We start from the raw sequence: 12,026 nt of genomic DNA on the forward strand, positions 1-12,026 counted from the left end.
TTTTTACAGCAATAACAGTCCTGCTAATCAATGATTCAATTCAGTGCCGGCAACCGGTATACTTATCACCCGGCAAGTATCACCGGCTGATCCTGTACCTGGTACCGGTATTTACAGGCTGTTAATCCTTTTCTGCTGAGTGCCGCGCTTTATCCGTAAAGGTGTAAAACATGAAGACTGGTTACCTGTTTCCTATCGCTATTATTGTTGCCGGTGTGGCATTACTGATTTGGTTTATCGCCAGTGGTGCATGGATGCCAGGCCAGTAAACACTTCCGGGCCAGCCAGGGTGAAGGGCGCGCGCCCGGACCGGTTATCCCCTGTTATACCATCTGCATTATGGTGTTGTTTTATCGCCGTTGTATAACTTCGGTAACAATGGAACTGGCGGTTATGCTGCAAACGCTGCCTCCGGTATCCCGGTTCTGTTCATAAATCATCGATATTCAGGGAGCTGTCATTTGGAAACCAGCATGATTTATAGTCTTTTTGTTATTGGCTCGGTGCTGGTAGCGTCAAGTATTATCCTCAGCGCATTTTCTTCACGGCTGGGGATCCCTATCTTAGTGATCTTCCTGGTGCTTGGCATGCTGGCCGGGGAGGACGGTATCGGCGGCATCGCTTTCGATAATTACCCGGCCGCTTACCTGATCTCAAACCTGGCTCTGGCAGTGATACTGCTGGACGGAGGGATGCGTACTAAAGCCAGTGCGTTTAAAGTTGCCCTCTGGCCGTCGTTATCGCTGGCGACCATCGGCGTGTTAGTGACTGCCGGTCTGACCGGCCTGATGGCAGCCTGGTTATTTAATCTCGACCTGATGCAGGGATTTCTGATTGGTGCCATTATCGGTTCTACCGATGCAGCTGCCGTGTTTTCCCTGCTGGGCGGTAAAGGGCTGAATGAAAGGGTCAGCTCTACCCTGGAAATTGAGTCCGGCAGCAATGACCCGATGGCCGTATTTCTGACGATTACCCTGATAGAAATGATCCACAAAGGACAAAGCGGACTGGATATGATGTTCCTGGTGCATCTGGTGCAGGAGTTTGGTCTCGGGATTGTGTTTGGGATTGGTGGCGGTGTTGCTATCCAGCAATTAATTAACCGGATTTCATTGCCAGCCGGTTTATATCCCCTGCTGGCTGTCAGTGGCGGTATTCTGGTGTTTGCCTTCACCACCCTGATGGAAGGCAGCGGTATCCTGGCGGTTTATCTGTGTGGCTGCTGGCTGGGTAACCGGCCGGTACGTAACCGCCACGGCATACTGCAGACTTTCGATGGTATGGCCTGGTTAAGCCAGATCGGCATGTTTATCGTTCTCGGGTTACTGGTGGTTCCTACGGATTTATGGCATATCGCTGTTCCGGCAATGTTACTGTCATTGTGGCTGATTTTTATTGCCCGTCCGTTGTCGGTATTTGCCGGTTTACTGCCGTTCAAAAACTTTACCCTGCGCGAACGGTTTTTTATCAGCTGGGTCGGATTACGCGGCGCGGTGCCGATTATTCTCGCGGTGTTTCCGATGATGGCCGGGCTGGATAATGCCAAACTCTATTTTAATATCGCCTTTTTTGTGGTGCTGGTGTCCTTAATGCTACAGGGAACCTCACTCAGCCGGGCCGCAAAGATGGCGAAAGTGGTTGTCCCGCCGGCCGCAGAGCCTATCCAGCGTATCGGGCTGGATATTCACCCCGACAGCCCGTGGGAAGAGTTCGTTTACCAGCTCAGTGCCGATAAATGGTGCATTGGTGCCGCCCTGCGGGAGCTTGACATGCCGGAAGAGACCCGGATCGCGGCCCTGTTTCGCGATAATTTACTGATGCATCCTTCCGGATCCACGCGTCTGAAAGAGGGTGATATTCTGTGTGTCATCGGTCGTGAAAAAGACTTACCGGCACTGGGCAAAATGTTCAGTGAGAGTCCGCCGGTTGCCCTTGAACAACGCTTCTTTGGTGATTTTATTCTCGATGCCGGTACTGATCTGTTCGATATTGCTCAGGTTTACGGTCTCGAACTGGATCAGGATATTCAGCCACATCAGCCGGTGGCAAAAATAATCGCTCAGCAACTGGGGGGGATCCCGGTGGTTGGCGACCAGCTCGAATGGCTTAATGTGATTTGGACAATTGCCGAAAAAGAAGATAACCGGATTGTCAAAGTAGGTGTCAGAATGATGGAAAATCCGTCGTAAGCGGTCACCGCTCAGAATCATACAGCGGGTAAACGTTTGCCCGTTAAAAAACCTTATTTAGCACTTCCGGCTACCGTGGAAAAACGGTAGTCTTGTGCGCTTTTCTTCGGGTCACCTGCATAATTTATGAATAAATATACGCTGTTACTGCTGAGTCTGGTTTTACTGGCCCCGCTGGGTATTGACCTGTATCTTCCCACGCTGCCACAGGTGGCTGCCGGACTGGATACCCCGGTCAGCAATATACAATCGACTATCCCGCTTTTTCTGCTGGTGATGGGGCTGGGCCAGCTGGTTACCGGTCCGCTGGTGGATAATTTTGGCCGTAAACCCGTGGCAATAGCCGGTCTGACTCTGTATATCGCCGGCAGTCTGATGGCGGCCCTTGCTTGCCACTGGCCGTTATTTTTAACTGCCAGAATTATCCAGGGATGTGCTGTCTGTTGTACTGCCGTAGTGGCATTCAGCGGCGTTCGTGACCGGCTTAGCGGAGATCAAGCAGCCAGAACCTTCGGTTTTCTTAACGGCGCATTAAATATTGTCCCGGCACTGGCTCCCCTGCTGGGGGGGACACTGGCCGAATTCTGGGGGTGGCGTGCACCCTTCGGATTTCTGATGTTTTATGGCCTGCTGACTGGCGTGATTATCTTCCTGTATTTGCCGGAAACCCGTCCGCACAATACTCTGAAAGTCCCCTTTTTCCCACTGAAACAATATGCCGCCATACTGTCAAACCCGCGGTTTATCTGTTTCTCGCTGGCGAATGCCGGGGCTCTGGGCATGGTCCTGACCTATGTTTCTCTGGCGCCGGATGTGCTGATGGAAAAAGGCGGTTTATCCCCTTTTACCTTCGCCTTAGCCTTTGGCGCTAACGGCCTGTGGATTATGCTGGTCAGCAGCGTGGTCAGTTTTGTTATCCGCAAAGCCGGCCGGCCTTTCTGTCTGCTGTTTGGCAGCCTGTGCATGCTGTTTGCTGCAGGGATGTTAAGCGGGGAAATACTGTTTTTCAATGAAGCTGCCCGTCAGTACTGGCTGAGTTATATGTTACCGGTGGCGGTAGCAGTGGCAGGGCTGGCATTTATCATCGGCCCGGCTACCAGTTATGCACTGGAACCTTACCAGCAGCAGGCCGGTATGGCCTCCGCATTACAGGGATTTATTCAGATGGCGGGCGGTGCCGGCGGCAGCCTCTGGGTTCTGGCCTTGCCACTGAGCCCGCAACAGGCGCTGACGGCAATGATGCTGGCGGGCTCAGTTCTGGCGATCATTGCCTGGTATTGCAGTCACCGGGTAAAAGGAACGCTCCGGGAACTGTAGTATCACTGTCTCAGCCGGTTTCCGGCTGAGACAGTGACCGCTTACAGAAGCCGGAAGGGTACCCGTGGTGCAACGGCACATAACAGTTCATAACCTACCGTTCCGCATGACTGCGCCACATCATCTGCCGGTACCTGTTGCCCCCACAGTTCGACAACAGACCCGATATGTGCCGCGGGACAGGGAGCCAGGTCTATCATCATCATATCCATCGACACCGCTCCCAGGGTGCGTGTCATAACACCGTCAACAGCGACAGGTGTTCCGCTCGGCGCATGACGGGGATAGCCATCGGCATACCCGCAAGCCACTATCCCTATTTTATGCTCAGAGGCGGCATGATAGCGGTAGCCATAACCCACCCCTTCTCCCGGGGTTAACTGCTGAATACCAATAATTTCGCTGTGCAGCCCCATCACCGGCTTCAGTCCTGTTCCGGCAATATCCTGCCAGTTACCGGAAGGCGAAACGCCGTACAGAATGATCCCCGGCCTGATCCACTGATGGTGGGTTTCGGGGTGCCAGAGCGTGGCCGCAGAGTTAGCAAAACAACGCGCGGGGACGCTCCCTAAACCGGCAGCAGCCTGCGCCATCAGAGCAACCGGCTGATCGACTCCGTCGCTAAGCTCCGCCCGCGCAAAATGTGTCATCAGTGTCATTTCACCGACATTGTCTAATGCAGCCAGCCGGTTCCAGACCTCCGGGACCTGATCCGGACGAAAACCGAGACGGTTCATACCGCTGTTCACTTTGACATAGATATCAAGGGGGGCAGATAACCGGGCATTTGCCAGTGCGGTAATTTGCCATTCACTGTGTACGCTGGTGGTCAGCCGATAACCATCCAGCAGTGCGAGATCGGCTGCTTTAAAAAAGCCTTCCAGTAATAGCAACGGCTTCTGCCAGCCACTTTCGCGTAACTGAATAGCTTCTTCATAATTCAGCAGAGCAAAGCCATCACTCTCTGACAATGCAGTGTAGCAACGGGAAATACCATGCCCGTAGGCATTAGATTTCACAACAGACCAGACTTTTGCAGCAGGTGCAGCCTGTTTTACTATGGCTAAATTATGCTGTAGCGCCTGCTGGCTGACGGTTGCGATAATCGGTCGTGACATACAATTCTCCGGAAAACCTTAACGGGCAATACTTGTTTTTTTAGGTAATGACGGGTTATCAAAACCAGGTAAATAACGCATCACGGATAAATCATCAGCGGCAATATCCGGTGTTTTACCGGAAATAATATCGGCGATTAATTTCCCGGAGCCACAGGCCATTGTCCAGCCCAGAGTGCCATGTCCGGTATTCAGGAACAGGTTAGCTAATGGTGTCCGTCCGACAACCGGGGTACCATCCGGGGTCATCGGCCGCAGCCCGGTCCAGAAAGTCGCCTGTTCAATCTTGCCACCTTCAGGATAAAGATCACTGACCACCATCTCCAGCGTTTCTCTGCGGGCAGGTAACAGTTTGGTGTTAAATCCGACAATTTCAGCCATTCCGCCCACCCGGATCCGGTCATCAAACCGGGTAACAGCTATTTTGTAGGTTTCGTCGAGTACCGTAGACAGCGGAGCGGCGTGGTAATTTTTCACCGGAATCGTCAGGGAATATCCTTTCAGAGGATAAACAGGAATGGCGACAATATCTTTCAGTAATGCCGTTGAATAAGAACCGCAAGCGACAATATAACGGTCGGCAGTCAGCGTTTCGTCGCCACACTGAACACCGCTGATGCTGTTTCCTTCGCGTAATAACCGGTCAACCGTCATATTATAACGAAATACCACCCCGGCCTGTTGCGCCATCGCCGCCAGTCGCTGAGTAAAGAGTTTACAGTCACCGGTTTCATCGTTCGGCAATTGTAATCCGCCGGTCAGTTTATGCTGTGTTGCCGCCAGGGCCGGTTCAATGGAAGCTAATTCGGCGGCCTGCAGTAATTTATAAGGCACCCCGGCCTGTTTAAGCACTTCAATATCTTTTACGGCATTAGCAAGTTGTTGTTCAGTCCGGAATAATTGTAATGTGCCGCCCTGGCGCCCTTCATAATGAATCCCGGTAGTGGCGCGCAGTTCTTTAATACAATCACGGCTGTATTCGGCAATCCTGACCATGCGACTTTTATTTTGCTGGTAATGCGGCAGCGTACAATTCTTCAGCATTTGCCACATCCACTGCAACTGAAATGACGAACCATCCGGGCGAACAGACAACGGAGAATGACGCTGGAACATCCATTTCAGCGCTTTTAATGGAATACCGGGCGCTGCCCACGGAGAGGCATACCCGGGCGAAATTTGCCCGGCATTTCCGGCACTGGTTTCTTCAGCCGGCCCGCTGCTGCGATCGATCACTGTGACTTCATGGCCCGCCTGAGCAAGATACCAGGCGCTGGTCACCCCGACCACCCCACTTCCGAGAATAAGCACTTTCATTACAACCCCCGCAGCATAAAATACCAGGTCATTGGTTATCAGGTAGCGATATACACTGATAGATCAATGGCTATTAAATTAAGTCTATTTCACCTTGTTTTTATCTTTCTGGTAACAAAAATTCGCAGTTTTTTGCATATTCAGCAGTTAAGGTGGTTTTATATTAAAAATTAGTAGTTAATTATGCGGGGATGAGTTTTCAGAAACGATGTCAGAATTTTAATATGCTGCCATATATTATCCTTATATACGGGATATTATTCTGTATAGCTGTACGGAATTTAACTTTTGGCAGAAAAAATAGCCCGCGGGAAGTCTGCACCCGTTTTTGTGCCAGTTTTTACCCTGCCCTGACCTGAACTTGCAAAGTATCAGCTATCCTTAAATTATCCCTGAAACGTGGAAACATATCAGGATGATGACAGGCGATCACTCACTGCCGATAAACGAGGTGCGCTATGACAACCCTTTTTGATGCCCCTTCCTTCCGCCCGGCCAGGCTGAGTGACGGCCCGGACTGGACCTTTGAGCTGCTTGAGACTTACCTGTCGGAAATTGACCGTGTTGCCGGCTACTACCGGCTGGAAACTTACCCCCATCAGATAGAGGTTATTACCGCCGAACAAATGATGGATGCCTGCTCCAGTATTGGTATGCCGATTAATTATAGCCACTGGTCATTTGGTAAAACGTTTATTGAAACAGAGCAGCGCTATAAACAAGGTCAGCAGGGACTGGCTTATGAAATTGTCATCAACTCAGATCCCTGCATCACTTATCTGATGGAAGAAAATACCCTTACCATGCAGGCGCTGGTGATGGCACATGCCTGTTATGGACACAATTCCTTTTTCAAAAATAACTATTTATTCCGCAGCTGGACCGATGCCGGTTCAATTGTCGATTATCTGTTATTCGCCCGTAACTATATTGCCGAATGCGAAGAAAAATACGGTATCGAAGCGGTGGAACAACTGCTGGACTCCTGCCATGCATTAATGAACTATGGTGTGGACCGTTATAAACGCCCGCAGAAGATTTCACTACAGGAAGAGCAAGCCCGCCAGCAAAGCCGCGAAGATTATTTGCAACAGCAGGTGAATAACCTGTGGCGTACTTTACCCCGCACGGAAAAACCGGCGCTTACCGCACAGCGGCAACGCTATCCGGCGGAGCCCCAGGAAAACCTGCTGTATTTTATGGAAAAAAATGCGCCACTGCTGGCGCCCTGGCAGCGGGAGATCCTGCGGATTGTTCGTAAAATAAGCCAGTATTTTTATCCGCAAAAACAAACTCAGGTGATGAATGAGGGCTGGGCCACGTTCTGGCACTACACCCTGCTGAATCATCTGTATGACGAAGGAAAAGTCAGTGAACGTTTTATGCTGGAATTTTTACACAGTCATACCAATGTTGTGGCTCAGCCGGCCTACAACAGCCAGTGGTATAACGGGATTAATCCCTATGCGCTGGGGTTTGCGATGTTCCGTGATATTAAACGTATCTGTCAGCAACCGACCGCCGAAGATTACGCCTGGTTCCCGGATATCGCCGGCAGCGACTGGCTGGATACGCTGCATTTCGCCATGCGTGAATTCAAAGATGAAAGTTTTATCAGTCAGTTTCTTTCGCCGCAGGTAATACGCGATCTGCGTCTGTTTTCGGTGGCTGATGACGATCAGAAAAATTATCTGGAAATTTCTGCGATACACGATGAGCAAGGATACCGGACTATCCGCCAGCAGCTGTCAGCCCAGTATAATCTGAGTCATCGCGAACCAAACATTCAGGTGCTGGACGCAGACCTGCGAGGAGACCGCTCACTGACATTACATTATATCCCCCAAAACCGGGCCCCGCTGGGCAGCAACACGGATGAAGTGATGAAACATATCCACCGCCTGTGGGGGTTTGATGTCCGGCTGGAACAGCAAAATGATGACGGCAGCGTTGAGCTACTGGCTCGCTGCCCGTCCCGTCAGACTGGTTAAGCCGCACCGTTGCCGGCAGGGATATTCTGTATCCTGCGCCAGAGCTGACGGCTGGTATCACCATACTGACAAACCAGCTGTACTACCTGTTGCCTGTTCACTTCCGGCAGGCAGAGCTCATGTAATGCATGATAAAACTCACAGGCCAGATCGCGGGCTTCCGGATGTGAAAAACACAGGGTTGCAGCACGGCTATATAAACCACTCAGCCCGTTAATTATCAGCCCGTAGACCAGATTACCTGAGGCAAAGGCCAGCCCGCGGAATACCTGACAGTCAATATCGCTGTAACGTTTCCCCTGCCTCCAGGCTTGCAACGCTCCGCTCAGGATCTGCCGGGACTGCTCAGGGTTATGCCCCACAGCATGGCTGATAAAGACAGCCGCAATACTGGTTCGCACCGATAACAGATTATCGATTAATTGCGGAGTACTTTCAGGATCAAGCCTGCTCAGGGTATTGAGAATATTCAGGCCTGAAGTATCCAGTACATTATTGACCCGGGTTGGTTTCCCGTGCCGGATGGTCAGCCAGCCATCACGGGCAAGGCGCTGCAGGACTTCACGCAATGTCGTGCGGGTCACCCCAATCAGATCGGCCAGCTCGCGTTCGGCAGGAAGCACAGAGCCGGGCGGGAAACGGCGATTCCAGATACTCTCGATAATATATTCTTCGGCAATCCCTGCCGGACTTTGTGCGTTTATCAGCATCATCTGTGCTCTCTTACCAGCCATGGTGTTATCATTGCATCATAACAAAAGCGTTATTTGTCATATAGCATCACCGGGGCAACAAAAGGCGATCACTGTCAATAAAACCAACACTGCGGGGCCGTTTTGCCGTACAATTCTTAATCCCCCGGCATAAGAGTGGCTGACATTTACCCCGCCCTGTAACTGTGATAGTGGTGGATTATTTGTCATTTTGGTTTACACTGCCGGGTATATGAATTGAACAAGGAAAACAGTATGTTGCGATTGTTAAACCGTTGTTCTAAGGGCCGTTCCGCCTGGGCACTTCTGGCCCTGACCGCTCTGGCTTTAGAACTCACGGCACTGTGGTTTCAGCATGTTATGGGGCTGAAGCCTTGCGTAATGTGTATTTATGAGCGCTGTGCCTTACTGGGGGTTCTGCTGGCAGGCATTGTCGGCGCAATTGCACCGGCAACGCCGTTGCGTTTTGTCGGTATCATTGGATGGCTGATTGCTGCGGGGGAAGGTCTGCGCCTGTCCTGGGAACATACCATGTTACAGCTTCATCCGCCGCTGTTCGCCACTTGCGATTTTATGGCCCGCTTCCCTTCCTGGCTACGTCTGGATAAATGGGTACCCGGCATGTTTGTTGCCAGCGGCGATTGCCTGGATCGCAGCTGGACCCTGTTCAGCCTTAGTATGCCCCAGTGGCTGGTGGTTGTTTTTGCCGTATATCTGTTGATCGGTGTTCTGGTATTCATCGCCCAGCTGAAAAACTTCAGTCGTCAGAGATAGTTTCCCGTAGCCGGCAATGGCTGCGTTTCAGCAGCCATTTTTATCCGGACGATCAATAATATGATCTTCCCAGTTACGCACTTCACTTTCCCGCACCGCGATATAACGCACAGAAATCCGTTTAGCATGCATCTCTCTGGCAGAACCGGTCAGCAACGGGTGCCAGTCCGGTAATGATTTACCTTCCGCGAGTAAACGATAGCCACAGGTCCGGGGAAGCCATGAGAAGGTCGGCAGATTTTCACGGGTCAGTTTAATGCAATCCGGCTCATACTCGAAGCGGGTAGCGTAGTGCTTACAACGGCAGCTTTTTATGTTTAATAAATTACAGGCCACATTAGTAAAATAGATTTCATCCGTATCTGCGTCCTGTAATTTATTCAGACAACACTGTCCGCAACCATCACAAACAGATTCCCACTCTTCATCAGTCATCTGATCGAGGCTTTTGGTTTGCCAGAAAGGAGGGTTTGTCATCATAAGTTAAGTCTCTTTATACAAATCGGCCGCCCGTTATAAAGAGTCATCGCCCGATATGCAAGTACTACAGCACCCTGGTAGTCACGGCGCAGTCAGCAAAAGAGACGCTGAGCGAATCCCCCGATAGCAGCGGACCCACCCCTTCCGGGGTCCCGGTTAAGATAATATCACCGGGACGTAAGGTGAAAAATCGCGACATATAAGCGATTAATGGCACAATTTTATACATCATATCGCGGGTATTTCCCGACTGTCGAATATCGCCATTAATCTCCAGGGCCAGTGGGGTACTCTGCGCATCACCGCTGAACTCCACTGCCGGAACAAATCCGGAGACCGGGCAGGAGTTATCAAATCCTTTAGATTTTTCCCACGGCTGCCCTTTCTTTTTCAGCCCTGCCTGAATGGTGCGTAGCGTTAAATCGAGTGCAACCCCGTAACCGGCAATCGCCGGTAAGACCTGATCTTCGCGGGCGTTTTGCAGCGTGCTGCCGATCAACACGGCCAGTTCCACTTCATGATGAATTTCACCCAGTTCTGATAATAACTTCAGCGGCTGGCGTAAATCACAAAGTGCAGTTTCCGGTTTGATGAATAGCACCGGCTCTTCCGGCGTAATACTGCCCATTTCACTGATATGTCTGGCGTAGTTACTGCCAACACACACCACTTTTCCGGCAGGCAGATTCAGTAATTCACCCTGCCAGTTACGATGCTGGTACATGTTATGTCCTCGTTAGCATAAGAAAGTGATCAACCCTGTTATACTTAGCAAGAAAACCAGTAAAAGAAAATAGCCCGCAGGATGACGTTTTCCCCGCCCCTTCTTCTCAGCAAGCCTCACCACCGGGTGAAATTAACCTGCTGCCAGCTATTGTATTAATTATGCGCACAATGAATCATACCGGGGATGGTAATAACGCCGCGCAGAATACTGGTTATAATTACAGAGGAATCTGAATAATTATTTTTCTTTGTTTTCCAGATGCATTTTAAGTAAGTCTTCTGGCGGTGGCGGGACCTGTAAATAATAACCTTTATCCTGTAATTCCTGCTTAACTTTATTGATATCGGCACTGCCCAGTTTCTCACGGCTGGCAAGGGATATCACCATCGCCAGCACCGGTTTACCAAAACCTTTAAGTAACTCTTGCGGGACGCGGGAAAAATCATCTTTTTTCTCGATATACAGATAAGTCTGATCCCGAAGGGCACTTCTGTAAATGGCACAAAACATATTTTTCTCCGAATTAATCTCTGTGGTGACTTGCCTGAATAATAGTGTAACTATAACATGACAGGAGTCATTCGAATATTGAACCTTCTGGGCCAGGGGCGGATTATTTAATCGCTTGTTCAGAAATAAAACTGCCATTACAGGACTGAGTCGGGACAGATGTCGCAAACGCCAATCGAACTTAAAGGCAGCAGTTTTACTTTATCTGTTGTCCATCTTCACCATTCACAACCTGGGGTGATTCGTCAGGCGCTTCAGGAAAAAATTGCTCAGGCGCCGGCATTTCTTAAAAATGCCCCGGTGGTACTGAATATTTCATCGTTATCCGCCGGGGTTAACTGGCCGAAGATGCAACAAGCCATCGTGGAAACCGGCTTACGGATTGTCGGAATCAGTGGCTGCAAAGACGAGCAGCTGAAATTACTGATTCAGGCGGCTGGTTTACCGGTACTTACGGAAGGTAAAGAAGCACGCAACCCCCGCGAAAGTGAACCGCAACCGGAGCCGGTCATAGCCGCACCGGTCGCTGACAGTGAAAAATTCGCTAAAACTCGCATAATCCATACCCCGGTACGTTCAGGGCAGCAAATATATGCTAAAAATGCTGACTTAATCGTGACCAGCAGCGTCAGTGCAGGTGCAGAACTTGTCGCTGATGGTAATATTCATATTTACGGAACAATGCGTGGCCGCGCCCTGGCAGGCGCCAGCGGTGATCAAAACGCAGGTATCTTCTGTACACATTTAGCGGCTGAACTGGTTTCTATTGCCGGGGAATACTGGATTATGGATCAAATTCCCGCCGAATTTTTTGGCCAGGCAGCCCGTTTGTCATTAACCGACGGTGTATTGTCGATAAAGACTCTTAATTAGACCCCTTTTCTATTGTT

General features: G+C 50.5%; 12 protein-coding genes. 6 read left to right on the forward strand and 6 right to left on the reverse strand.

Going from position 1 to position 12,026, the window contains the following annotated elements; all coding sequences use genetic code 11:
• The first annotated feature begins 170 nt into the window (after window positions 1-170).
• The 3 genes from JK216_RS01110 (at window position 171) to JK216_RS01120 (ending at window position 3,506) form a co-directional block, all read left to right on the forward strand.
• A complete protein-coding gene (locus JK216_RS01110; protein ID WP_212708279.1) occupies window positions 171-269 on the forward strand; it encodes a YoaK family small membrane protein in 99 nt (32 codons plus the stop codon).
• 192 nt (window positions 270-461) lie between these two features.
• Entirely contained in the window at window positions 462-2,189 is a 1,728-nt protein-coding gene (locus JK216_RS01115) for a potassium/proton antiporter (protein WP_212711507.1), read from the forward strand.
• A gap of 126 nt (window positions 2,190-2,315) precedes the next feature.
• A complete protein-coding gene (locus tag JK216_RS01120; RefSeq protein WP_212711506.1) occupies window positions 2,316-3,506 on the forward strand; it encodes a multidrug effflux MFS transporter in 1,191 nt (396 codons plus the stop codon).
• 41 nt (window positions 3,507-3,547) lie between these two features.
• Here the strand turns inward: JK216_RS01120 and dadX are convergent, their stop codons facing one another.
• On the reverse strand, window positions 3,548-4,624 hold the full coding sequence (gene dadX, locus JK216_RS01125) for a catabolic alanine racemase DadX (protein WP_212708276.1): 1,077 nt from the start codon (window positions 4,622-4,624) through the stop codon (window positions 3,548-3,550).
• Window positions 4,625-4,642: 18 nt separating this feature from the next.
• Window positions 4,643-5,941 (reverse strand): D-amino acid dehydrogenase, encoded by a 1,299-nt coding sequence (locus JK216_RS01130; protein ID WP_212708275.1) that lies wholly within the window; start codon window positions 5,939-5,941, stop codon window positions 4,643-4,645.
• A 458-nt stretch (window positions 5,942-6,399) separates the two neighbouring features.
• On the opposite strand from JK216_RS01130, the gene JK216_RS01135 reads away from it, so the two are divergent.
• Window positions 6,400-7,932 carry a SpoVR family protein gene (locus tag JK216_RS01135; protein WP_212708274.1) on the forward strand — a complete coding sequence of 511 codons (1,533 nt, stop codon included), beginning with the start codon at window positions 6,400-6,402 and terminating at the stop codon, window positions 7,930-7,932.
• On the opposite strand, the gene fadR is transcribed toward JK216_RS01135, so the two are convergent.
• Entirely contained in the window at window positions 7,929-8,642 is a 714-nt protein-coding gene (fadR, locus tag JK216_RS01140; RefSeq protein WP_212708303.1) for a fatty acid metabolism transcriptional regulator FadR, read from the reverse strand. The two genes, JK216_RS01135 and fadR, sit on opposite strands and share 4 nt — an antisense overlap.
• A 258-nt stretch (window positions 8,643-8,900) precedes the next feature.
• Here fadR and dsbB point away from each other — a divergent pair, with 258 nt between their 5' ends.
• Entirely contained in the window at window positions 8,901-9,419 is a 519-nt protein-coding gene (dsbB, locus tag JK216_RS01145) for a disulfide bond formation protein DsbB (protein WP_212708273.1), read from the forward strand.
• 27 nt (window positions 9,420-9,446) lie between these two features.
• Here dsbB and JK216_RS01150 read toward each other — a convergent pair whose 3' ends face one another.
• From JK216_RS01150 to JK216_RS01160, 3 genes are all read right to left on the reverse strand, one after another.
• Window positions 9,447-9,896, reverse strand: coding sequence for a YcgN family cysteine cluster protein (locus tag JK216_RS01150; RefSeq protein WP_212708302.1), 450 nt, complete (start codon window positions 9,894-9,896; stop codon window positions 9,447-9,449).
• A 67-nt stretch (window positions 9,897-9,963) separates the two neighbouring features.
• Entirely contained in the window at window positions 9,964-10,623 is a 660-nt protein-coding gene (locus JK216_RS01155; protein WP_212708272.1) for a fumarylacetoacetate hydrolase family protein, read from the reverse strand.
• A gap of 240 nt (window positions 10,624-10,863) precedes the next feature.
• On the reverse strand, window positions 10,864-11,136 hold the full coding sequence (locus tag JK216_RS01160; protein WP_212708271.1) for a YcgL domain-containing protein: 273 nt from the start codon (window positions 11,134-11,136) through the stop codon (window positions 10,864-10,866).
• Between the two features lie 159 nt (window positions 11,137-11,295).
• Here JK216_RS01160 and minC point away from each other — a divergent pair, with 159 nt between their 5' ends.
• Window positions 11,296-12,009 (forward strand): septum site-determining protein MinC, encoded by a 714-nt coding sequence (gene minC, locus JK216_RS01165; RefSeq protein ID WP_212708270.1) that lies wholly within the window; start codon window positions 11,296-11,298, stop codon window positions 12,007-12,009.
• Window positions 12,010-12,026 lie beyond the last annotated feature (17 nt).

Origin of the sequence: Tatumella sp. JGM94 (genome assembly GCF_018257595.1) — a bacterium.
In the GTDB taxonomy this organism is placed as follows: domain Bacteria; phylum Pseudomonadota; class Gammaproteobacteria; order Enterobacterales; family Enterobacteriaceae; genus Tatumella; species Tatumella punctata.

Coding starts and splice junctions, on each gene's coding strand:
- JK216_RS01110 (WP_212708279.1), top strand. CDS start 171: ATGAAGACTGGTTACCTGTTTCCTATCGCTATTATTGTTGCCGGTGTG.
- JK216_RS01120 (WP_212711506.1), top strand. CDS start 2,316: ATGAATAAATATACGCTGTTACTGCTGAGTCTGGTTTTACTGGCCCCG.
- dadX (WP_212708276.1), bottom strand. CDS start 4,624: ATGTCACGACCGATTATCGCAACCGTCAGCCAGCAGGCGCTACAGCAT.
- JK216_RS01130 (WP_212708275.1), bottom strand. CDS start 5,941: ATGAAAGTGCTTATTCTCGGAAGTGGGGTGGTCGGGGTGACCAGCGCC.
- JK216_RS01135 (WP_212708274.1), top strand. CDS start 6,400: ATGACAACCCTTTTTGATGCCCCTTCCTTCCGCCCGGCCAGGCTGAGT.
- fadR (WP_212708303.1), bottom strand. CDS start 8,642: ATGCTGATAAACGCACAAAGTCCGGCAGGGATTGCCGAAGAATATATT.
- dsbB (WP_212708273.1), top strand. CDS start 8,901: ATGTTGCGATTGTTAAACCGTTGTTCTAAGGGCCGTTCCGCCTGGGCA.
- JK216_RS01150 (WP_212708302.1), bottom strand. CDS start 9,896: ATGACAAACCCTCCTTTCTGGCAAACCAAAAGCCTCGATCAGATGACT.
- JK216_RS01155 (WP_212708272.1), bottom strand. CDS start 10,623: ATGTACCAGCATCGTAACTGGCAGGGTGAATTACTGAATCTGCCTGCC.
- JK216_RS01160 (WP_212708271.1), bottom strand. CDS start 11,136: ATGTTTTGTGCCATTTACAGAAGTGCCCTTCGGGATCAGACTTATCTG.
- minC (WP_212708270.1), top strand. CDS start 11,296: ATGTCGCAAACGCCAATCGAACTTAAAGGCAGCAGTTTTACTTTATCT.